This is a genomic window from Peptoniphilus genitalis (assembly GCF_023614525.1).
In the GTDB taxonomy this organism is placed as follows: domain Bacteria; phylum Bacillota; class Clostridia; order Tissierellales; family Peptoniphilaceae; genus Peptoniphilus_A; species Peptoniphilus_A genitalis.
The window spans coordinates 1,654,971-1,678,496 of sequence record NZ_CP097885.1; the positions used below are offsets into that span (position 1 = coordinate 1,654,971).

17 protein-coding genes and 1 other annotated feature are annotated in these 23,526 nt (G+C 33.8%); of the genes, 16 read left to right on the forward strand and 1 reads right to left on the reverse strand.

Going from position 1 to position 23,526, the window contains the following annotated elements; translation table 11 throughout:
- Positions 1–22 precede the first annotated feature (22 nt).
- Positions 23–1,657, reverse strand: a complete 1,635-nt coding sequence (locus tag M9426_RS07985; RefSeq protein WP_060800035.1) for a putative manganese-dependent inorganic diphosphatase — start codon at positions 1,655–1,657, stop codon at positions 23–25.
- A 91-nt stretch (positions 1,658–1,748) separates the two neighbouring features.
- On the opposite strand from M9426_RS07985, the gene M9426_RS07990 reads away from it, so the two are divergent.
- The 16 genes from M9426_RS07990 (at position 1,749) to M9426_RS08065 (ending at position 23,483) form a co-directional block, all read left to right on the forward strand.
- Positions 1,749–2,960 carry an aminoacetone oxidase family FAD-binding enzyme gene (locus tag M9426_RS07990; protein ID WP_250341902.1) on the forward strand — a complete coding sequence of 404 codons (1,212 nt, stop codon included), beginning with the start codon at positions 1,749–1,751 and terminating at the stop codon, positions 2,958–2,960.
- Between the two features lie 72 nt (positions 2,961–3,032).
- Complete coding sequence (locus M9426_RS07995) at positions 3,033–4,310, forward strand: NAD(P)H-dependent oxidoreductase (RefSeq protein WP_250341903.1); 1,278 nt, start codon at positions 3,033–3,035, stop codon at positions 4,308–4,310.
- Positions 4,311–4,345: 35 nt separating this feature from the next.
- Positions 4,346–4,756, forward strand: a complete 411-nt coding sequence (locus M9426_RS08000; protein WP_040541359.1) for an RrF2 family transcriptional regulator — start codon at positions 4,346–4,348, stop codon at positions 4,754–4,756.
- Positions 4,751–4,940, forward strand: a binding site (T-box leader). Its footprint overlaps the gene before it by 6 nt.
- Before the next feature lie 54 nt (positions 4,941–4,994).
- Entirely contained in the window at positions 4,995–8,096 is a 3,102-nt protein-coding gene (gene ileS, locus M9426_RS08005) for an isoleucine--tRNA ligase (protein WP_005955979.1), read from the forward strand.
- A gap of 238 nt (positions 8,097–8,334) precedes the next feature.
- On the forward strand, positions 8,335–8,697 hold the full coding sequence (locus M9426_RS08010) for a YbaN family protein (protein WP_250341904.1): 363 nt from the start codon (positions 8,335–8,337) through the stop codon (positions 8,695–8,697).
- Positions 8,698–8,699: 2 nt separating this feature from the next.
- Positions 8,700–10,418 (forward strand): ABC transporter ATP-binding protein/permease, encoded by a 1,719-nt coding sequence (locus M9426_RS08015; RefSeq protein ID WP_250341905.1) that lies wholly within the window; start codon positions 8,700–8,702, stop codon positions 10,416–10,418.
- Positions 10,402–12,060: an ABC transporter ATP-binding protein gene (locus M9426_RS08020; RefSeq protein WP_250341906.1), complete on the forward strand. Its 1,659-nt coding sequence runs from the start codon at positions 10,402–10,404 to the stop codon at positions 12,058–12,060. The genes M9426_RS08015 and M9426_RS08020 overlap by 17 nt, the downstream gene beginning before the upstream one ends.
- A 4-nt stretch (positions 12,061–12,064) precedes the next feature.
- On the forward strand, positions 12,065–12,898 hold the full coding sequence (locus M9426_RS08025) for a hypothetical protein (protein WP_250341907.1): 834 nt from the start codon (positions 12,065–12,067) through the stop codon (positions 12,896–12,898).
- Positions 12,899–13,118: 220 nt separating this feature from the next.
- The gene (locus M9426_RS08030) at positions 13,119–14,600 is read left to right on the forward strand and encodes an NEAT domain-containing protein (protein WP_250341908.1); all 1,482 of its coding nucleotides are present in this window, start codon (positions 13,119–13,121) and stop codon (positions 14,598–14,600) included.
- A complete protein-coding gene (locus tag M9426_RS08035; protein WP_250341909.1) occupies positions 14,581–15,549 on the forward strand; it encodes a heme-binding Shp domain-containing protein in 969 nt (322 codons plus the stop codon). Before M9426_RS08030 ends, M9426_RS08035 begins: the two co-directional genes overlap by 20 nt.
- Entirely contained in the window at positions 15,542–16,462 is a 921-nt protein-coding gene (gene isdE / locus M9426_RS08040) for a heme ABC transporter substrate-binding protein IsdE (RefSeq protein ID WP_250341910.1), read from the forward strand. Before M9426_RS08035 ends, isdE begins: the two co-directional genes overlap by 8 nt.
- Positions 16,449–17,438: a FecCD family ABC transporter permease gene (locus tag M9426_RS08045; protein ID WP_250341911.1), complete on the forward strand. Its 990-nt coding sequence runs from the start codon at positions 16,449–16,451 to the stop codon at positions 17,436–17,438. The genes isdE and M9426_RS08045 overlap by 14 nt, the downstream gene beginning before the upstream one ends.
- Positions 17,428–18,189 carry an ABC transporter ATP-binding protein gene (locus M9426_RS08050; RefSeq protein WP_250341912.1) on the forward strand — a complete coding sequence of 254 codons (762 nt, stop codon included), beginning with the start codon at positions 17,428–17,430 and terminating at the stop codon, positions 18,187–18,189. The genes M9426_RS08045 and M9426_RS08050 overlap by 11 nt, the downstream gene beginning before the upstream one ends.
- A 9-nt stretch (positions 18,190–18,198) precedes the next feature.
- Positions 18,199–18,708: a flavodoxin family protein gene (locus M9426_RS08055; RefSeq protein ID WP_250341913.1), complete on the forward strand. Its 510-nt coding sequence runs from the start codon at positions 18,199–18,201 to the stop codon at positions 18,706–18,708.
- 98 nt (positions 18,709–18,806) lie between these two features.
- The gene (locus tag M9426_RS08060) at positions 18,807–19,415 is read left to right on the forward strand and encodes a hypothetical protein (RefSeq protein ID WP_195443106.1); all 609 of its coding nucleotides are present in this window, start codon (positions 18,807–18,809) and stop codon (positions 19,413–19,415) included.
- A gap of 126 nt (positions 19,416–19,541) precedes the next feature.
- The gene (locus M9426_RS08065) at positions 19,542–23,483 is read left to right on the forward strand and encodes an S-layer homology domain-containing protein (RefSeq protein ID WP_250341914.1); all 3,942 of its coding nucleotides are present in this window, start codon (positions 19,542–19,544) and stop codon (positions 23,481–23,483) included.
- Positions 23,484–23,526 lie beyond the last annotated feature (43 nt).

The window sequence follows — 23,526 nt, forward strand, 5'->3', positions numbered from 1 at the left end:
GCTCTTATTTTTGTACATAGTTTTATGAGAGTTCTTCTGATATAGCAGAAGAAATTTTTGGAAGTAGTTGCTTCTTTCTTGAGAGGAGACCTTCTGATAAAAATTTATCTCCCACAAGCTCTTTTTCAAATTTCCTTGCAATTGCTTCTTTAAAAGATCCTGCTAAGATGACTTCAGAGACTTCTTTGAAGATGTCAGTAATCATAAGGACAAAAGTTTCTGCATCAGAAGAAGCTACAAAGTTTTCCATGGCATCCTTGAGGTCCTTTTCTACAGAAGCTGTGGAGTCAAGGTCCATGGTAAAGATTTGGCAGACCCTAACATTAACCCCTTCAATAGAAAAATTTTTGACATCAGACTTTAAAAGTTCGTCAGGTTTTCTACCTTCAAGGCTTGTGCCTGCACGGAACATCTTCATGGCGAAGTCTTCTACATCTATAGCTGCAATTTTCTTCATCTTATTTAATACATACTTGTCAGTTTCTGTTGAAGTAGGTGACCTAAATAACAAAGTGTCGGATATAATTGCTGCGCAAAGAAGTCCGGCAACTTCACGAGATGGTTTGATTCCATTTTCAAAAAACATCTTTGACACAATAGTTGCAGTTGATCCCACAGGTTCATTTCTAAAATAAATTGGGGAAGATGTAGATACATTTGCCACCCTGTGGTGGTCCACAATTTGAATTATTTCTGCTGAGTCTATGTCGTCAATGGATTGGTTTCTCTCGTTGTGGTCCACTAGAATAATTTTTTTCTTTAAGTTTGAAATCAAGTGGTATCTTGAAATATTTCCTATAACCTTGCCCTTGTTGTCAAGAACTGGGTAAGACCTAAATCTTGATTGAGACATTTTTTCTCTAACGTCGTCAATTAAATCGTCCTTATGAAAGACAACTAAGTCATCCCTTGTCATCACGTAGGCAACAGGGACAGCTTGGGGCAAAAGTCTTGCAACCATAAAAGTTGAAAGGCCAGTTGAAATTACTGCAACATTATTTTCTTTAGCTAGCTCCATTAGTCTATCATCAAGCTTGCTAGAGATAGTTAGGATTAAAAGAGAAATCCCCTTTCTTATTACAGACTCTTGGTCTTTTACGTCGTCGCCAACAATTACAATGTCCCCTTCACTTATGAGGTCTTGATTTTTTATAGCCTTGACAGCCATTTTACCTGATAGACTTCTTGGCTTTTCGGGAAGGTAGAGGACCTTTCCCCTAAGTACATCTAAAATATTTTCAAAGCTTGTGTTGGACCTACCGATGATGGAGTCGTCCCAAATTTCCATGTAAGTTGACGCTATGTTGGAAAGACTAACTATTCCAATTAAGTTGTCGTCGTCATCAACAACTGGTAGGGAGCTAATATTATTTTTTTGGATTAGATCCATAGCAGAAGCCATTGATAGGCTTGGATTTACACAGTAGGCTGCATCAATTTCTATGTCACGAACTTGTGGCTTTATAGAAGTCTTTAACCTTGGCTTTTGAACCTTAAAATAATCTAGGACAAATTCGGTTTCCTTATTCAAGTTTCCCAACCTAATTGCTTCAGCGTCTTGACCCATCTTGTTTTTTAATTCTGCAAGGGCTATGGCAGAACATATACTATCTGTATCTGGATTTTTGTGACCAGTTATATAAATTTTATTCTTCATAAATCCTCCAAATTTCTAAGACATTATAACATAAAATGGCTTAAATCTTGTAATAATATGTGAATTTAGGATATAATTTAGGGGTGATAATATGGATATAATTATAATTGGAGCAGGGGCAAGTGGAATTGTCACTGCCATAAATGCAAAAAATGAAAATAACAGGGTAATACTCTTAGAGAAAAATGACAGAATTGGGAAGAAGCTATTGGCAACTGGCAATGGCAGGTGCAACTATACCAACATGAACTTGTCAGAAAAAAATTATTCTTCTCCTGATTTTGTTAAGAGAACTCTAGAGGACTTTAGCAATGAAGATTTAATAAATTATTTTAGGATTTTAGGACTTGAATCTACACTAGATGGTAACAGAGTCTATCCCATAAGCTTAAAGGCGAATTCTGTTTTAAATATTTTGATTTACTGGCTTGAGAAAAAGGGAATCGAAGTGAAAAACAAGAGCCAGGTTAAGGAAATCAAGAAAACCAAAAAGGGCTACGAAGTCATAACTAATGAAGAGACTTTAAGAGCTGATATAGTTGTAGCTGCCTTTGGTGGTAAGGCTATGCCAGCAAGTGGGTCTGATGGTGTAAGTTTTGAAATCCTAAAGAAGATGGGGATAAGGGTGACGGACTTAAAACCAGCCCTAACTCAATTAAAACTTGATTCAAAATATTTAAAACACCTAAGTGGTACAAAGGTAATAGGTCGTGCAAGGCTCTTAAGGGATGAAAAAGTCATAGACGAGAGAGAGGGCGAAATTTTATTTACTAATTACGGTATTAGTGGACCTCCAATCTTGGATATATCTGTCAACACTAAAGAAGGCGACGTCATTGAAGTGCCCTTGATTAATAACTTAAAGAAAGACAGCATTGACATGATCTACAACAGGTACTATATGTTCCCAGACTTTTCCCTTGAAGAATTTTTAATGGGAATTGTTGACAAGAAGTTCATCCACTATATTGTTGACTCACTAGGCATGGATAAGAACACAGCAATGAACATGATTTCCATGGGAGACTTCGAAAAAATAATTGGCCTTCTATTGAAATCTCGCTTTAAGGTCACAGGTAACACTGGATTTAAAAATGCCCAAGTGACAAGAGGTGGAGTTTCTTTAGATGAAGTTAGTCCAGAAAATTATGAAGCAAAAAAATACAAGGACCTCTATATAATTGGTGAGGCTCTCGATATTGATGGAGACTGTGGAGGATATAACTTGCACTTTGCCTTTGGATGTGGCTATAGACTTGGAAAAATATTGAGGGAAAAAATTTACAAAAGTAATTTGCAATAGAAGTAAAATCAGATTAAAATAATTTTTGTGATTAATTTTGAAATTATATCTTGCAATAAATTTGGAGGAAGAATGTTTTATTTACAGAAAAAATTAAAGGAATTTGGGAATATTTCTGTTGGAATTGTTGGCTCAGGTATTATGGGAAGCTCGCTCTTCACTATACTTAGCCAAAATGAAAATTTTTATCCCATAGTGTTTTCCTCAAGAAATAAAAAGACACTAGAGTCTGCTATTGAAGCAGCAAATATAGATAAGGATGACCTTGCCTTTACAGATGACATGGAAGAGGCAAAGAAGCTCTTAAAGGAAAAGAAATACATTGGAACTACAAATAACTTAATCGCAGCATCTCTTGTGGACTGTCTAGTGGACTGTACTGGAGACACAGAAACTGGTACAAAGTTATCCCTTGTGGCTATAGAAAACAAGGTTGATATTGTCAGCCTCAATGTAGAAATGGATGCAACAGTGGGACCTTACTTAAAAGTCTTGGCAGATGAAAAAGGAGTAGTCTATTCTGGGACTAAGGGAGATGAGCCAGGAGCCATTGTAGAAATTTATGAATTTGCTAAAAACTGTGGCTTTGAAGTCCTAGTCCTAGGCAAGGGGAAGAACAATGAATTAAATAATTATGCAACGCCAGATAGCTTAAGAGAAGCTGCAGAGAAAAAGGGAATCAACCCAAGGATGCTAACTTCCTTTGTCGATGGAACAAATACCATGATCGAACTCAATGCAGTTTGCAATGCCCTTGGCTTTGTGCCAGATGTAAGAGGTTGTCACTTTGTTAATACTGAACCAAAAAACATTGCTGAAGACTTTAAACTAAAGGATGATGGGGGAATTTTAAATTCATACGGAGTTGTTGACTTTGCAACGGGAATTGCTCCAGGAGTCTTTGCAGTAGTAAGACCTAAGTCAGATATAATAGATATGGAAATGAAATATTTATCCATGGGTGAGGGTCCAAATTATACAATTTATAGGCCCTACCATCTAACAAGCATTGAGACAATTATTTCTATTATAAAGGCAGTTGTATTAAGAGATGAATCCATTGCTCCTCTTGGAAGGCCCTTTGCAGAAACAGTTTGTGTTGCAAAGAGAGACATTAAAAAGGGAGAAAAGTTTGACTCCATTGGTGGCGAAATGATTTTTGGAAGTCTTGAGACAAAAGAAGACCAAGAAAAAGGAAAGCATCTTCCAATAGGTATAGTAACAGAAGGAGCCTTTGCAAAAAGAGATATTAAAAAGGGAAGCCTTCTTACTTATGACGATGTATCCTTAAATAATAATTCAGAAATAGTAAAGTTGCGAAAAATTCAAGATGACTATTTTAAATTCTAAACTTTGATGGTATAATATCCTAAATAGGTGATGATATGAGAATAACACAAGAGACAGACTATGCTTTTCGCATTGTAAGTTATCTAGCAGCAAATGAGGGAAAGGTTGTTGGAGCGCCACAAATAGCTGAGAGCGAAGGTGTTACAAAAAGATTTACCCTAAGAATACTTAGAAAATTAAATTTGGCTGGCATTACAGATGCGAAGAGAGGATCTAAAGGCGGATATTTTTTAAAGAAGGCTAAGGAAGAAATCACTATGTATGATATACTTGTAGCTGTAGATGGTCCTATTGTAATCAATAGGTGCTTACAAAAAGAAGACTCATTTTGCAGTAAGCATCCTGATGAGGATAGAAGAAGTTGTAAATTCCACCTTGCCCTTGCAGGTATGCAATCAAATATTATTAAGATGTTTAAGAGTCAAACAATTGACAAATTTATATAAGCTGTGAAGAGGACGGTAATTTTTAGAAAGTAAGAGAACAGTTGGTTGGTGCAAAACTGCCTTTCAAAATTTTACAGATCACCTCGGAGCTCAAGAGTCAAAAGCTCTTGCGTAATTTTGCGTTAAGATATTAAGTGATAGTTTCCTATAATTAGGGTGGTACCGCGGTTAGTTCGTCCCTTCTCTTTTGAGAGGGGACTTTTTTTATACAAAAAATATGGAAGAAAAGGAGATTTAGATGAAAGTATTTAAAGAATTATCTAAAGACAGTGTAAGTGAAAGGGAAGAACAAGTCTCAAAATTTTGGGACGAAATAGATCTTCTACACAAATCTGTGGAATCGAGAAAAGATGGAGAAAATTATATATTCTATGAAGGACCTCCAACTGCTAATGGAAAGCCAGGCATTCACCATGTCATGGCGAGAACTCTTAAGGATTTAACTTGTAGATACCATACAATGCTTGGTTATCAAGTTAAGAGAAAAGCAGGCTGGGATACACATGGTCTTCCTGTAGAAATTGAAGTAGAAAAAAGATTAGATCTTCACAACAAACAAGACATAGAGTCCTATGGAGTTGAAGCCTTTAACAAAAAATGTAAGGAATCTGTTTTTGAATATGAAAAAGAATGGAGAACTCTTACAAGAAGAATGGGTTACTTAATTGACTTAGACCACCCATATATCACTCTTCAAAATTCTTATATTGAATCAGTTTGGCACATTCTAGACAAGATGTTTAAGGACGGCCTAATTTATGAAGGTCACAAAATTGTTCCTTACTGCCCAAGATGTGGTACTGGTCTTGCATCTCACGAAGTTGCTCAAGGTTATGAAGAAATAAAAACTACAACAGCAACTTGTAGATTTAAATTAAAAGACAAGGAGAATGAATACTTCTTAGCATGGACAACTACACCATGGACACTTCCATCTAACGTTGCCTTAGCTGTTAACCCAAAAGTTGAATACGTTAAGGTTAAGCATGCTGACGGACATATTTACTATGTAGCTAAATCTCTTGCTAAACAAGTCTTTAAGGATGACGAATATGAAGTCTTAGAAGAAATGCTTGGTAAGGATCTTGAATACACAGAATATGAACAACTCCTTAAATTCCTTGAACCAGATAAAAAAGCTTTTTATGTAATCTGTGCTGATTATGTAACAACTGAAGATGGTACTGGTATAGTTCATATTGCTCCTGCCTTTGGTGAAGATGACTATCAAACTGCAAGGGGATATGACCTTCCAATGTTAAAACCAGTTGATGATGATGGTAAGTTTACAGACACACCTTGGAAGGGTCAATTTGTAATTGATGCTGACCACGATGTTCTTCATTACCTAATGGACCACGATCTTTTATTTGCAAAACAAAAGATGCTTCACAACTATCCACATTGCTGGAGATGTCATACTCCACTTATTTACTACGCACACCCATCATGGTATATAGAAGTAACTAAGTTTAAGGACAAGTTAATAGAAAACAACAATGGAGTAAACTGGTTCCCAGACTTCGTTGGAGAAAAGAGATTTGGAAACTGGCTAGAAAACTTAAATGACTGGGCAATATCTAGATCAAGATATTGGGGTACTCCACTTCCAATTTGGAGATGTGAATGTGGCCACACAGAATCTGTTGGCTCAATAGAAGATTTGAGAAATAAGGCAATAGAAGATGTAGCAGAAGATGTTGAACTTCACAGACCTTATGTTGATGATATCCACATTAAATGTCCTAAGTGTGGCAAGCCAATGACTAGGGAAGCAGACGTAATTGACGTTTGGTTTGACTCAGGTGCTATGCCTTTTGCTCAATGGCACTATCCATTTGAAAACAAAGATAACTTTGACGAACTTTTCCCAGCAGACTTTATATGTGAAGGAATTGACCAAACAAGAGGTTGGTTCTACTCACTAATTGCAATATCAACTTATATGACAGGCAAGAGCCCTTACAAGAATGTACTTGTTAATGACCTTATCCTTGATAAGGAAGGAAAGAAGATGTCAAAATCTCGTGGCAATACAGTTGCACCTTTTGAACTCTTTGACAAGTACGGGGCTGACGTTGTTAGGTGGTACCTACTTTATGTATCTCCACCATGGACTCCAACAAAGTTCGATGAAGATGGACTACGCGAGATTGAATCAAAATTCTTTAGATCTTTAAGAAACACTTACAACTTCTTCAGTCTATATGCAAACACAGACAAGATTGACCCAAGAGAAGTTAAGGTTTCCTATGACGACTTAGAAGAAATAGATAAGTGGTTATTGTCTAAGTACCACAGACTTGTTAAAAATGTAAGAGAAGACATGGAAGCATTTGAACTTACAAAAGTTGTAAGAGAAATCCAAGACTTCGTTATCGAGGATGTTTCCAACTGGTACATCAGAAGAAACAGAAGAAGATTCTGGAAGACTGACAAGGACAACACTAAGATTGCCGTTTACAAGACAACTTATGAAGTTCTACTTGGTGTGACAAAATTAATTGCACCAATGGTTCCATTCCTATCAGAAGAATTATTTAAGTCACTTACTGATGAAGAATCAGTTCACTTAGCTGACTATCCAACTTATGATGAAAACATGATTAACGACAAGGTTGAAGAAAAGATGGACCTTGTAAGAGATCTTGTAACTCTAGGAAGAGCTTCAAGAGAAGAAGCAAAGATAAAGGTTAGACAACCACTTTCTAAAGTTATCATCGATGGAAAGTACAAGGAAATCATTGGCGACTTAACAGAACTTATCAAGGAAGAACTTAACGTTAAGGAAGTTCAATTTGAACATGACCTTTCAGAATATATGGAATTTGAACTTAAACCAAACTTTAAAGTTTGTGGTAGCATCTTAGGTTCAAAGGTTAAGGACTTTGGCAAGGCTCTTAGAGAAGCCAATGCAAAAGACCTACTAGCTAAGCTTGAAGAAGGTAAAGTTACTCTTGAACTTGCTGGCGAAGATACAGAAATTGAAAGAGACTTTGTTGAAGTTAAAATTTCTGCAAAAGAAGGCTTCGACGTAATAATGGAAAACAACCTCTTCGTAATCCTAGACACAGAACTTAACGAAGAACTTCTAAATGAAGGTTATGTAAGAGAATTTGTATCAAAGATTCAGCAACTAAGAAAGAAAAAAGACTTAGATATTCTTGACAACATTAAGATCACATACAAGTCTGATGATGAAGTTGAAAAAGCTATTGAAGCAGAAAAAGAATTTATCAAATCAGAAACTCTTGCACTTGATATTGTAAAAGAAGACAATGAAGCAGAAGTTGAAAGTCTAAATGGTCACGACATTAAAATAAATATTGAAAAAATGTAAGCTTATAAGCTTAAAGGCTCTGGGGATCCAGGGCCTTATTTTTTTGTCTTAAATTATATAAAAAATTAACTGAGGTTAACAAGGACCTAGTCCCTATAATTCAACATATAAGATAAAAAAAGTGAATTTATTTAAGAAAAATAAAATGATACCCAATATCAATATTATTTACTTATAAAAATTTCTTTGTTAGTATTTATCATGAAAAATTAAGAAACTAAAGTTAAGGAGGATATAATTGAAGATTTTATTTTTAATACTTGGATTTATATTTTTGGGGATTGGAATAATCGGTATATATTTGCCCTTATTACCTGCGACTCCCTTCTTGTTACTTGCAACTTATTGCTTTGCAAGAGGATCAAAAAAGTTCAACGACTATTTTATTTCTACTAAATTATACAAGGAAAATATTGAGCCAATAAAAAACAAGACTGGCATGACAAGAGAGAGGAAGATGAAGATACTCATGACAATCACTTTCTTTTTAGCTATATCATTTTATTTTGTAAACAACTTGCATGCTAGAATTACACTTTTATTAGTGCTTATTTTTCACTACATATATTTTATTTTTAAAATTAAGACAATCAAGGAGTAGAAATGTTTAACAAGAAATTATTCAATGAATTAAAAAGTGAAAAGCTACAAATCTTAAAGCTTTTACTTATAAAAATTTTACAAATGACAACTAATGTTGCCATGATTTTTTTAATAGGCAAGTCTATAGAAGCTTTAATTAGTTCAAGCTTTAGTGGGAGCAAATTTATTTTATTTATGCTCATGATAATTGGACTAAATATTTTCTTAATAAAAATAGAATCTAGTATATCTTATAAGGCTTCCTATAGGATTAAAAATACCTTGAGAGAAAGACTAATGAAGAAGGTTTTTTCTTTTAAGATGGAGTATGGGAGCAAAGTTTCTATTTCAGAAGTTATAAATTTAGGCGTAGAAGGGATAGAACAACTCAATTTATTTTACTCTGCGCTCTTGCCACAACTTCTCTTCTCCCTAATAGGTCCCCTAATTTTATTTTGCCTACTTTCCTTTTTAAATTTCAAAATTGCAATAATAATGCTCTTACTAATACCACTAATACCTATTGCCATAATGATGGTGCAAAAACTTGCAAAGAAAGTCGTGAAAACTTATTGGAAATCATATACAAATTTGTCAGAAGTTTTTATTGACTTCCTATATGGCTTAACAAATTTAGAAGTTTTTAATGCAGATGAAGACTACAATGACCTATTGAATGAAAAGGCAGAAGACTTTAGAGTAAAAACCATGAAGCTCCTCATGATGCAACTTAATAACATTACAGTTCTAGACTTAATTTCTTATGCAGGATCAGCCTTGGGAATAATTTTATCCATATATTATTATTCTAGGGGGCAGCTTTCTGTCTTTGCAGCCTTTTCTTTTATACTCTTAAGCCAAGAATTTTTCTTGCCTTTAAGAAGGTTGGGGGCACTTTTCCATGTCGCAATGAATGGGATCACAGCAGCTAATTCCCTCTTTGAAATTTTAGAAATAGAAAGTATAGATGATTTTGAAGACCTACTAAAGGATGAGAAAGTAGATGTAGAAGTAAAAAATTTAAGTTTTTCTTACGGAGAAAAGGAAGTTTTAAAAGACTTAAATATGAAGATTAAGTCGAACAAAATCACAGCCATAGTAGGAGAAAGTGGTTGTGGGAAGTCTACTCTTGCGAAATTAGTTGGTGGATTTGAAAGAAATTATGATGGAGAGATACTTTACAATGGCTTAAGTGAAATTTCAAATGATTCTTTAAATGAAAATATAATGTTAGTAGACAATAACCCCTACTTCTTTAAGGAAAGTCTTAGATATAATCTTAAAATGGCAAATAAAAATGCAGATGATGATAAGTTAATAGAAGTTTTAGAAGAGGTTGGTCTTTATTCTTACTTTAAAAATATAGGAGGCTTAGATAGCATCCTAGAAAGTGCTGGCAACAACCTATCAGGTGGACAAAAACAAAGGCTTGCAATAGGAAGGGCCCTTTTGAAAGAACCAAAGATTTTAATTTTAGATGAGTCCATTTCAAATATAGATAAGGAATCAGAAGATTTGATTTTAGATCTTATACAAAAATTAAAAGAAAAAATGACCATTATTCTTATTACTCATAGACTCAACACAGTCCTTCAGGCAGACTATATTTACTATCTTGACAATAAGAAGGTAGCTGAAGAAGGAAGTTTTGAAGAAATAAGTAAGGGAGAATTATTTTCTGGTATTTATAGATACCAAAGGGAATTAGAAATGTGGGGTTTAAATGAAGAAATTAATTGAATATAAAAATTTAATAGGGAAACTCCTATCTCTTGTGGGTGATTTGAAGTTACAAATGTTTTTTGCCATATTTTTTGGTGCAAGTGGACACATATTTGCGACCTTATTGCCATCACTAGGCTTATTCTACCTAAGTAAGATACTTTTAAAGCAAACTATAAATTTAAAATTAATAATGGGTATCTTATTCACTTTAGCTATACTAAGAGCAATATTTAAGTACCTTGAACAGCTTTTAAATCACTATATAGCCTTCAAAATTTTAGCAATATTAAGAGATAAAATTTTCAGAAAGCTAAGGTCTTTGGGACCAGCTAAGATGAATGGAAAAAATAAGGGGGAATTAATTTCTATTATCACATCAGATATAGAACTACTAGAGGTCTTTTATGCACACACAATTTCTCCTGTTTGTATAGCCCTAGTGCACACTTTATTTTTCTTTATAATCTTGTGGAAATTTAATCCAATTTATTCTTGGATACTTTTAGCTTTTCACTTGTTATTAGCTATTATTATCCCAATTATTACTGAGAAATCTGCTAGAGAAATTGGGAGAAGGCAGAGGAAGAATTTATCGAGTTTAAATTCTCTAATCCTGGATAGCTTTAAGGGAATAAAAGAAATTATTAATTTTTCTTACTTTGATGATAGGTATAAAGAGATTGAATTTGAAGCAAACAAGCTAAATAGGTCTACCAAGATTCTTACAGAAAAGTCATCTAGTAATTTTGCACTCACATCTTTTACCATAATACTTGGAGACTTAATTTTTACTTTGGCAGCCTTTAAGCTTTACGAGGAGTCTATCCTAGACCTTAGTGGCTTATTATTTCCCTTGGGAGTTTTCATTTCTTCTTTTGGACCAACAAGTGCCCTTTCATCTCTTGCAAATAATTTAGTTTTGACCTTTGCTTGCGGCAAGAGAGTCATGGAACTTTTAGAAGAGGATCCTCTTACACCAATAAATTATGAGGGAGAAGAAATTGATTATGAAAATATGAGTCTTGAAGAAGTAAATTTCTCTTATGATGATACAAAACTTATTAATGATTTTAATTTTAAAGCTTCATTAAATGAGATAATAGGCCTAAAAGGCAAAAGCGGTTGCGGCAAGTCAACCTTAATAAAATTAATGATGAGATTTTATGATACAAAAAGTGGTAAAATTTGCATAAATGATATAAACATAAAAGACTTGAATACCTTAAATTTAAGAGAAAACATTTCATACTTAAGTCAAGAAACCCACCTATTTAGAGGAAGCATTAGAGATAACTTGAAAATTGCAAAAAAAGATGCAAGTGAAGAGGAATTAATAGAAGCTTGCAAGAAGGCAAATATATATGATTTCATAATGACTCTTGAAAAGGGATTTGACACAGAGATAGTAAAAGAAAATAATGAAATCTCCACTGGACAAGCTCAGAGGCTAGCTTTAGCAAGAATCTTTTTAAGAAAGTCTAAGTTATATCTACTTGATGAACCAACAGCCAACATAGACGCCTTAAACGAAGGGATAATTTTAAAGTCCCTATATAAGGAGAGAAAAAATAAAAATATTATAATTTCATCTCACAGAGATAGTTCCCTTAGGATTTGTGACAGAATAGTAGAAGTAAAGAGAGAAATGGAGTCATAAGTCAATGATAAACTTGAATATAACTAAAATACAAATTGAATATTTATTATTTATAAAAAATTATGAAGGAAGGAAGACTATTACAGAAGCAAGTCTATTCTTTAATTGTTCTCGCGCTAACTCAAAAAAAATTCTTGATAAAATGATTCTTACAGGCATCCTATACAAAGAGGATAATGAGTACAAGTTGACGAAAATTGGGTGTGACCTTTCTAAATTTTATAATGAGAAGCTTGAAAAGAATTTATTTGTAGTGCAAAAATTTTTGGATATTGACGATATTCTTGCTAGGAGTATCAGCCTAGAAATATTGTCAAAGAGACTTATTCCTTATCAAGAGGCAATGGAAAAAAGATACAAGAGTATGATTTTGGCTAAAGATATTCAGGGGAGAGAGAGGGTCCAAGATATTTCCGAATATTTAGATGAGGGAAGGCATAAAATTAATTTTTCAATTAAGAAGATTGATGAAGAGAGCAAAAGATCCTTTGTAGATAATTCCATGGCACTTATGGGTTTTGATGATCACGCATATTTGATAATTGGAGAAGAATCCTATATAGAACTTTCAACTAAGACAATAAAAAAGGCTCATCACGGTTACTTTAAAAAAGCGATTGCTACAAAACTATTTTATTTCGATGATGGACAAGAAATAGAAATAAATTCTAAGGACAGGATTTTTAAGATTCCCCTTGATTTAATTGATTACTGGTCAACATCAGATGGGATAATTTTAGAGGCATCCTTGATTTTAAAAATTAAATCTCAAATGGGAATAACAATCCATGCTAAAAAAGCAAATTTTTTATTCATAGTTAACCTTTGTTTAACTTAAAAACTTAAATTTATACACCGTAAAATATATAAAAACATTCTAAACTCTAGTCACTGACTAGGGTTTATTTTTATTATAAAAATTAAAATAATATATTTATAAAAATTTTCCTTCAAGTAAACCAGAGTTAACAAAATTTTCATAATTCTTTTATAGCTTATTTAATTGATAAGTAATATCATTAACCTGAAATTATCATTTTATAAAAAGGGGTTTTATAATGAAAAATAAAAAAATTTACATATCTCTAGTATTTTTATTATCTTTATTATTCTTAACGAATTTTGTATTTGCAGATAATGAAAGCACACCAGAGAAAAAAGAAATAAATTTAGAAGATGGTTGCTATGAAATTCCAATTAAGTTGTGGCATGCCATCGAAGAAAAACCGAGTATGGGTAACAAGGCCCTTATACAAAAAGCGGAGATAGAAGTAAAGAATAAGGAAGCAAATTTATACATAGGGTCAGACAAGATGGAATATATGTCTATAACAGCATCCTTGGTAAATATATATTTCCAAAAGGAAGATGGAATTTATCATAGGGCAGAAGCAGGATGCTATGACCTAGAAGTACCTAAGGAAAAGGACAAAAGACCAAGAGTATTTAGGACAAACTTAATTAATATGGATGAAATGACAAAGGTCTATGTAGATCCAAAGGTTGAGCCCATGGGGGACGAACCAATAAGGGCGAGAATAAAATTGGACTTTGACAAAATAAACAAAATAAATGAAAGTGAAGCGACCCTAATAAAGAAGTTTAAAGAGGGACCAAAGAAGCCAGACTTTAATTCAAAGGAAGCAGGAGAAGTTCAAAATAAAAATTTGATAGTCAACTACGGGCCAGAAACATTTAGTGAAGAATTTTCATTTTATGGAAACAAATTATCTGGGAAAGAAGCAGAAGAATTCACAAAGTCCTTTGATAAATTAGATCAAGTGAATGTTTTTAAGGTTGAGTTTTTAGGACCCCTAGATGAAATAACAGGCAAGGAAGAAAACGTTCAAGCAAAGAGAAAAAAGATTTACGCAAACAAAGAATTTGATTTAAAATTACCTCTTTTAAAATTCAAAGGACAAGACAAGCTAAGCCTTTATGAAATAATTAATAGAGAAAAAAAGAAGATAGATTTCAAAGTTAATGGCGATTACATTGAATTTAAAACAAAGGATTCAGCAATCTTTATAGTGGCGAAAGCTGCTGGTTCAGGTATGCAAGCAAATCAAACCATAGATAATAATAAATTGCCTACACTAAGCAATATAAGTACAAGCACTAGTAGTTCAAAAGAAGATAGAGCAAAGGCCTTTATGACGACAGTTAAAAAACCACAGACACAAAAAATATCAAGCTCTTCAGATTCTTCATCCTCTATGCCAGTAGAAGAACCACAAGTTAGTTCAACAACACTAAACACAAGTCCGCCCCCTATAGGATCACTACAAAGTAAAATTTCAGGTCAAGAAAACAAGGGACCATCCTCCAATCAAAATAAAGATAAAGAGAATGGAGCAGAGGGACAAGAAATTGAAGAAAAAGAATCCAAGGGCATTATTATTTTAATACTCCTAATATTTATAGGATTAAATGCAATAGCCTTTGTAGTAATTAGAAAGAATTTGCAAGAAGTAAAAGATATGAAAGATGAAATGATGTTTTTAGGAGGGCTAAAAGATAATGAAAAAAATAATAAATAGCCTTTGCCTTATGGCTCTCATTTTTACAAGTCTAATAAATGTTACCTATGCCTATTCACAAGAAATAGCAAAGACAACGCCTTATTATTCTCATCCAGTTACAGGAGTCATAGAAGACCCAGGCAACAATCCAGGAATAGGACAGGGTATGACAGAAAATGTAGTATCTCCACAAGCCTTGGTAGAGACAACCGATGATGGAAGAATATTTTTGTCAGTACGTTATAACCTAGCCAACTATATCAAAAATGAAACCTTCGCAGTCCAAAATTATGGCGACAACAGTTTCTATTCTGTACCAGCAGAAGTTACGGGAAAGACAGCAGAAACACGAGATTACAGATTTGAGATACCAAGCAAAAATGTAATCGTAAGGGCAACATTTTTTGTAGGTCCAATGGGAAGGGATGTAATATTTTACTACACAATATCAGATTTAGTTAAAGGTAACACGGACTTTGCAACTCTTCAAAATGCTTCTTCAAGACGTACAAATAAACAAGAAGCAGTAACGGAAGCCCCACAAGCACAGGCACAGGCAAATATTCCTAAAACTAATACAAATAACAATATACCTAACCTAAGCAACTTAAAACCACTAGACAATGATGAACAAGTTGGAGAAGTTTTACAAGCTCCTAACCAAGGAGAAGTAATAGAGCAAAAACCTGTCAACTCAAAATTTTCTGCTGGAGACTTAGGTTATGACCATGGACTTTTAACAAAGGATTCTCCAATAATTAAAAAATTATATTATTCAGATGACCAAGATGAAAAAGAAACACAAAAGACAAAATTAGGCAAAATAACTGTAGCTTTTATTTATGGCTTAATTGGTCTCTTTGTAATACTAACAAGCGGATTTATCATACTAGCCCTCCTATCATATAACTACAAGAAAAAAGTAGAAGATGAATTAGAAGAAAAAAGGAGAAATATCTATGAATAGGATAAAAAAGATTCTAGCCATACTTCTAGCAAGTCTATTATTAACATCTTGCGTGAGTCAAAAATCTAGTAAGAAAGCAAATAATGGCGAACTGAGAATAGCAGCAACATCAATGGCAACAGTTTATATAATGGAAAAATTAAACATAGACCTAGTTGCAGTACCAGACTCGGAAATCGATCCAATGCCAGAAAGATATAAGGATGTCCCTAAGGTAGGTATGGCAATGACACCAGACATAGAAAAATTAAAACAAATAAATCCAGACTATGTATTCTCACCAGTGTCTTTAATATCAGACCTACTTCCAAAGTACAAGGCAGCAGACCTTGACTATGGATTTTTAAACCTAAACAACACAGATGGAATGTATAAGTCAATAGAGGATCTTGGAAAATTACTTAACAGAAAAAAAGAAGCCAAAGACTTAATTGATGATTACAAAAAATTCATAGACGACTATAAAGAAAAACACAAGGACAAAAAAGCACCTAGAGTATTAATCTTAATGGGTTTGCCAGGGTCCTATGTAGTAGCAACAGAAAACTCCTATGCAGGAAGCCTTGTAAAACTTGCAGGGGCAGAAAATGTATATGAAGGAACAGACCAACAATTCATAACAATAAACACAGAAGATATGTTGAAGAAAGACCCTGACATGATACTTAGAACAGCCCATGCCCTACCAGATCAAGTAATGGCAATGTTTAAAAAAGACTTTACAGAAAATGACATTTGGAAACACTTTAGGGCAGTTAAGGAAGGCAGGGTCTACGACCTTGACTACAAAAAATTTGGCATGAGTGCGAAATTCAACTACAAGGAAGCCTTAAATGACTTAGACAAACTCTTCTACGGGAAAGATTCAAATGAAGTAGGAAATACAGGTGAAAAGACAAATGAAAAAAAATAAAATCATCCTAGTTTACACCATATCAATCCTGGTCCTAATAGGACTCATCCTCTATTCAGCAAAAACAGGATCCATAGAAATGACCTTTGGAAAATTGTTAAGAGGCTTGTTCATAGAATATGATCCCGACGTAGCGACAATATATGACCTTAGGTTTCCAAGAATAATAATATCAATACTAGCTGGGGCGGCTCTTGCAACATCAGGAGTTCTCCTACAAGCAGTAATGCAAAACCCCCTAACAGATCCAGGGATAATAGGTATATCATCAGCAGCCAGTCTATCAGCAAGCCTTGTAATGATATTATTCCCTGGCCTATATGCCTTTAGCCCACTTTTTTCAGTAGTGGGAGGACTTCTAGCCTACCTCTTAATATATTCACTAGCTTGGAACGGAGGATCCAACCCAATAAAATTAATCCTCGTAGGTGTGGCACTCAACATGACCCTCATGGGAGTAAACGAAGGAATAAAATCCATGATGGGGGGCAACCTCACAAACGTTCAATCAATAATAGAAGGAAATGTAGCGCAAAAAACTTGGGCAGATGTAAAAATTATGGCAATTTACGGAATCCTATTTCTAATAATAGCACTCTTCACAATAAGGACAGCTAACCTACTTCAACTGGAAGACCAAACAGCACAAGCCTTGGGAGTTAATGTAAATCGAGATAGGTTTATCCTAGCCCTAATAGGAATAATACTAGCATCAGTATCCACAGCCATTGTTGGTGTAATAGGATTCTTAGGCCTAGTGGTGCCACACATATCAAGAATAATTCTTGGCTCCAACCACAAAAACCTAATACCCTATTCCATGATACTGGGAGCAATAACCCTCCTCCTATCAGATACCTTGGGAAGAGTGATAGCCTACCCTTACGAAATAAAACCATCAGTAGTAATGACAGTAGTGGGCGGAATATTTTTTATAGGCCTATTAAAAGTAGGAGGGAAAAATTATGGAAATTAATCACTTATTTTTCGCCTATGACAAGAACATGGTTATAAAAGACTTAAATCTAAAAATAGAAAAAAATAAGATCACAACCCTCCTAGGTGCCAATGGCTGTGGCAAGTCAACCCTATTGAAATTAATAACAAGAGTAGAAAAACCGAAAATGGGATTCATAAGTCTTGATGGCAAAAATATAAAAAATATAGAGAGAAAAGAATTTGCAAAAAAAGTTGCCATAGTTAGACAAAAAAATCAAATAGCAGGCGACATTAAAGTTGAAGAACTTGTTGCCTATGGAAGAAATCCCTATGTAGGCTTTATGCAGAAGCCAAGCATAGAAGACAAAAACAAAATCAATGAGGCAATAGAAGTTTGTGGCTTAGAAGAGATAAGAAAAGAGCGAGTAAATTCCCTATCAGGTGGACAAGTCCAAAGGGCGTGGATAGCTATGGCGATTGCACAAGATAGCGAGATACTTCTCTTAGACGAACCCACAACCTACTTAGATATTAAATACCAAATAGAAATTTTAAAACTAATAAGAAATTTAAATAAAAATCTAGGCAAGACAATAATCATGGTCCTTCATGACATCAACCAGTCCCTAGAGTATTCGGACACCATAGTGGGAATGATGAAGGGGAAAATCGAATTTCAAGGAAAGGCAAGTCAGGTCTTGACAGGAGAAAAGATAAGCAAGATCTACGACACAAGACTAAAAATAATAGATATAGAAAATAGAAAATATGTATTTGCAGAAGACTAAGGAGGAAAAGTGAAAGGACTAATAATTTATTCATCAAAGACGGGAAACACCAAGAGAATGGCAGAAAAAATTTATGGAGTCTTAAAAGAAGAACACCAGATGACAATAAAGGACATAAGAGATGCACCTCAAGTAGAACAATTTGACTTCATACTTTTGGGTGCCTGGATCGATAGAGGGACCTTAGAGACCAAGGCATTAAAATTCTTAAAGACTATAGAAAATAAAAAGCTTGGACTATTTGCGACCTTGGGAGCAATGCCAGACTCAGAACATGGAAGGAAGGTGATAAAAAATTTAGAGAATCTTTTAATAGACAGGGACTCCTTGGGACAATACATATGCCCAGGCCTAGTTGATCCCAAGATGATAGAAAAATTAAGAGGAATTACAGGGCTAGTAGTTCCAAAAAAGATAAAAGAAAAAATGATAGAAACAAGCCTTGCATCAAGAGAAGCAAGCGAAGAAGAACTAGAAGAAGCTGCAAACTACTTCTATGAAAAATTAATTAATTTATAAAAATTAGTGGGTGTTTGGGTGGGATTAGGAAAGTACGTTTATAACCTTATAAGGATTAGTTATGGAAAAATAAATAATATAAAGGAAGGATAAATAATATGAAATATTTAAAGAAAATTAGTTTATTACTATTAGTATTAATGATGTTAGTTCCAACTTTTACATTTGCTCAAGAAATGAATCTAGAATCCATAAAGGAGCAAATTAAAGAAACTATAGACTACTCTGATTCAGAACTGTATGGATTTAAATATTCTGATAGATCCGTAAGGGAAGTAGCAGATTTTGCTATATATCACATAACAAAAGCAAAACTTTCTATGGCTGATGATGCATTCAATAAAGATTTATCAAAAGTTGAAGATAAGGGCGACAGCTACGAAATAACTTTATATACAAAGCCAGTTAGTAAAAAAATGCTTGGTAATGTATATGAAGCAGATTGTACTAGCATTACACCTGTAATAGATGGAAAAGAAATTCAAGTAGAAGCCTTTGGTTCTAAAGAAGCTGTTCATAATAAAAATAAGACTGTGCCTGAAGGATTTAAATTCACTATATTAAAGGATGACCTAGAAGAAGAAAGTATAGGAGAATATAATAATTATTTTAAAATTAAATTTACAACTAATTTAGCTGACTCCGGATTTTTAGGTAAAATCGGTGCAGCTATGATGAAACCAGAGGCAAGATTTTTTGTAAAATAAATTATAATAAATAACTAATCCTTAAAAATTTACAATTCAAAAGATGTTTATTGTGAATAGTAATAGATGTATAGCGAATAGACCTATACATCTATTAACTATATAAAAAAAAGAAAGGAAAATAAATTGAAAAAAAGTATAAATTTTATTTTATTTTTGCTGGTATTTTTATTCGCAAGTGGGTCTAATGTATTAGCAGCAGACCATTCTGCTATAATTCCAATCACCGGAGATAACAGAGCGCACTTTGAAATTCATCCGGAAGTATATAAAAGATGGGCTCAAGGAAAAGATGTATCTACGGATGAAACGGCAACTCATCCCCTATTTGATGAAAATAGATTAAAGATGTCAGGCAAAAAAATATCTGATAATGATCAAAACTTTAAAGAATTTAGAGAAAAACATAAAGATGAAGCAGCTGTTAATAAAGAGGATGACCCTCAGTGGAATGCCTATGAATTAGACTTAAAGCACGATGTTGGGTGCGACTATTATGGTAATTTTGTTATAAATAGTTCCGGAATAGATGACGGAAGTATGTATAACATCTGGCCTGAACAAGTTGAATTGTATTTATCATCCTTCGATGATTCCACTAATTCATGGAGTGAACCTAAGAAATTAGATAAAAAAAGAAGTTATGACGAACAAGGGGAAGGATTTTACGTAATACAGGATTATAAATCAAGCCATGATGGAAGGAAATATTTAATAAATCTTAGCCTCCAACCGGTAGATTATTATAGTAGTACACATGACAAATTTAGGATATATATCTTTCAGGGTTGGCCTAAGCCAATACCTAAAGACTTGCTTCCGGGGACTTATAATATTCCTCTATCTATCAGGTATTCAAATTCACCAGGAAAATATTCAATGGCAGATGGTGCAGTAGAAGATAACGGAGAACTAATTGTTGGGCAAGATGGTTCTATTAAGTTGAGAATAAAATTTAAGCCACTAACATTGAGCGATCCTGCTTATACAGGTGGACAGGCAATAACAGGACATCTCATGAAACTGTGGACTTATAATTCAGTAGATGATTTTGACCAATATATGAAAGCTCCTACAGTTTTTACAGCAAAGGAAATAGCTTTAGATAATCCGCAATACTTAAAGAAATATTTTTCAGAGAATGTAGGTGGCATTGAATTATCTTTTCCGGAAATTTATGAAATACCATTAAAATATGAAGATGGTTCGACAAATTATGAGTCTCAAAAACTTTTTAAAGTAAAGGTTGATGCGATGGGTAATTCTTTACAAAATTTCAATCTTCTAATGAGATGGGAAGATATGAAATTGGAAAAGTTAAATCTTCCAAGTGGAAAATATAAAGTTTTAAAAATAATAAGTTTGCCGGCAAACCAAGCTATGCTTGATGCTTTATGGGATAAGGAAAATAATAAGATAAAATACACGAGAGAGCAATACAATGATGAATTAATCCAGGGAAATTATAATAAGCTTGGATTTAATCCGGGAGAAGGCATTATACCAATATACGACTTGGAAATAAGAAAAAATAAAGCTGATATTACCGTGTATTGGGCTGAACAATACAAAAAAGGAACTAAGCTTAGAGAGACTGGAATAGTAAAAATTGATGATTCTAAACCGATCCAATACAAGTCATCTGATGGAAGTATAAAAGATGTAGAAGTATTGGATAGCAAGGATTTTACCGTTACAAATAAAAAGAACACTTATAAAAATAGAATAACAAAGATAAAGTTAAAGGATGTTCCTTTGTCAATAGGTGATGAAGATGAAAAGATAGGATTAATTAATGCTAGGTTTATAAGTGTAGAAGATAATGGAAGAATGACTTTAGCTCCTAAGAAAACAGAAGATCCTGTAGAAAGGATGTTTAAAATACCAAATTATGATATAGGGAAAAAAGTATTAGAAGAAAAAATAGAAGAAATTAATAAAGATAACTTAAATCAAGCAATAGAGGATGCTAAAAGTATAAAAAAAGGAAGACATTCAGAGGAGGATTTTAAGAAACTTAGTAAAGCTATTGAAGTCGCAGAAAATGTTGCAAAAAATGAAGAACAAGATCAAAGCAAGATAAATGAAGCACTAAAGAATTTGAACAAGGCTGTAGAAGAATTTACTAATTCAAAAATTGAAAATCAAAATAAAGAAGAATTAGAAGTGCCTGTTATGCTATGGCATGGTTACCAAAACAATGCATCTATGGGTAATGGCGCCCTAGTCCAAAAGGCAAAAATCACAGAAGAAAATGGCAAGACTTATATGACAATAAAATTAAAGGGTCTTGATTTTATGGGTATGCGTGGACATTTATTACAATTCTGGACATACAAAGAAAATAATTTTAAGTCTGAAAAAATAGAATCTACAATAATTGAGAATAAAAGGGATAAGGGATTAGGAAATGAAGAGAAAGAATTTCCATCTTTATTTAAATTTGAAATAGATCCTAAGTTTAAAACTCAAGATGGAGAAATTTATTGCCGTGTAAGTGTAGATGCTATGGCTAAACTAGGTGGAGCTGAACAAAATGCAAAATTGAAAATAACAGGGTCTAAAGCAAAAGAATGGACTGGATGGGGAGATGACAATCAATCTAACCCAAGCAATCCAAGTAATCCAAGTAACCCAAGTAACCCAAGTAATCCAAGCACACCAGGATATTCCTTCCAAAACTTAGCTATAGAAAGATCTGCACTAGGCTCTGCAATGGCAAGTGCAAGTGCATCTATGAGTAAGGGAGCTGACTCCAACTTAGTAGCAGCTATGGCAAGGGCAGGTGCAATTGCTAATAACCCATACGCATCAAGAGAAGAAATATTAAGTGCTACACAAGCCCTAAATAATGCAGTTATTAACAATAAGGGTAGTATGAATAAGCAAAACAATAATAGTTCTTGGGGAAATAACAACCAAGCTTGGGGCAACAACAACCAAGGCTGGGGCAACAGCTCCGGATGGGGAAACAACAATTCTTCATGGGGAAGTTATGGTAACAACAACCAAAACAATCAAAACAACCAAAGCAATAAAAACAATGGACCAGTAACAATCCAATATGAAGTACCTGTAGAAGTTCTTCATGCTTATCAAGATGGATACTCTATGGCAAATGGAGCAATAAACCACATAGCAAGAGTAGAGGAAAGAAACGGTCAATTCAGGTATAGCGTTCAATTTAATCCTCTTGAAAGAGAATTTAATGGACAAAAACTTGTTGGTAATTTAACTCATCTATTTATTCATGATGGTAATAAATATTTAGCAGAACAATCATCTGGAAATGTATGGTCATGGGTTATGAATGGCAAATATAACAAGGTAAATGTCAGCGTTAAAGTTGATGTAATGGATCAAATTGCCGTAAATGAACAAAGGGCAATCCTATCCTTTAATTGGAACAATGCAAGAGAAGTAGGTAGAGTTGGTGGAAACAACAATAACCAAAACCAACAAAATCAAAATCAACAAAATCAACAAAAGCAAGCACCACAAGTAGTACAAAATAACAATGCATCAAATAACTTTACAGACATAAGCGGCCATTGGGCTAAGACTGCTATTGATTATGTTGTAAGCAAGGGATACTTTGCAGGCCTAAGCAATACAGAATTTGGTCCTAACAAATCTATAACAAGGGGACAATTTGTAAGTGTTCTAGGAAGAATGTTAAATGTCAATGTAAATGACTACAAGGATCAAAACTTCAAAGATGTTAAGTCAGGAATGTATTACAGTCCATACATCACATGGGCAAACAAAGTTGGAATAGTATCAGGAGTAGGTCAAGGAAACTTTGCACCTGATAAAGAACTAACAAGAGAAGAAATGGCTGTGATGATGACTAAGTTCTTGAAGGTATCAGGCAAGAATCTCAATGCTAAAGGCAATACTAATAGCTTCAAAGATGAAGAAAAGATTCAAGGCTGGGCTAAGGATTCTGTAAAGGAAATGGCAAGACTTGGAGTAGTAAGTGGTATGGGCGATGGAAGCTTCGCACCAAAATCTCAATTTACTAGGGCACAAGTTGCACAAGTTCTTTACAACATTGATCACAATTAAGTTTAAAAGTTTAAAGGGACTTTTAAATTAAGAGTCCCTTTAT

Coding starts and splice junctions, on each gene's coding strand:
- M9426_RS08060 (WP_195443106.1), top strand. CDS start 18,807: ATGAAATATTTAAAGAAAATTAGTTTATTACTATTAGTATTAATGATG.
- M9426_RS08020 (WP_250341906.1), top strand. CDS start 10,402: ATGAAGAAATTAATTGAATATAAAAATTTAATAGGGAAACTCCTATCT.
- M9426_RS08000 (WP_040541359.1), top strand. CDS start 4,346: ATGAGAATAACACAAGAGACAGACTATGCTTTTCGCATTGTAAGTTAT.
- M9426_RS07990 (WP_250341902.1), top strand. CDS start 1,749: ATGGATATAATTATAATTGGAGCAGGGGCAAGTGGAATTGTCACTGCC.
- M9426_RS08045 (WP_250341911.1), top strand. CDS start 16,449: ATGAAAAAAAATAAAATCATCCTAGTTTACACCATATCAATCCTGGTC.
- ileS (WP_005955979.1), top strand. CDS start 4,995: ATGAAAGTATTTAAAGAATTATCTAAAGACAGTGTAAGTGAAAGGGAA.
- M9426_RS08035 (WP_250341909.1), top strand. CDS start 14,581: ATGAAAAAAATAATAAATAGCCTTTGCCTTATGGCTCTCATTTTTACA.
- M9426_RS08015 (WP_250341905.1), top strand. CDS start 8,700: ATGTTTAACAAGAAATTATTCAATGAATTAAAAAGTGAAAAGCTACAA.
- isdE (WP_250341910.1), top strand. CDS start 15,542: ATGAATAGGATAAAAAAGATTCTAGCCATACTTCTAGCAAGTCTATTA.
- M9426_RS07985 (WP_060800035.1), bottom strand. CDS start 1,657: ATGAAGAATAAAATTTATATAACTGGTCACAAAAATCCAGATACAGAT.
- M9426_RS08050 (WP_250341912.1), top strand. CDS start 17,428: ATGGAAATTAATCACTTATTTTTCGCCTATGACAAGAACATGGTTATA.
- M9426_RS08030 (WP_250341908.1), top strand. CDS start 13,119: ATGAAAAATAAAAAAATTTACATATCTCTAGTATTTTTATTATCTTTA.
- M9426_RS08025 (WP_250341907.1), top strand. CDS start 12,065: ATGATAAACTTGAATATAACTAAAATACAAATTGAATATTTATTATTT.
- M9426_RS07995 (WP_250341903.1), top strand. CDS start 3,033: ATGTTTTATTTACAGAAAAAATTAAAGGAATTTGGGAATATTTCTGTT.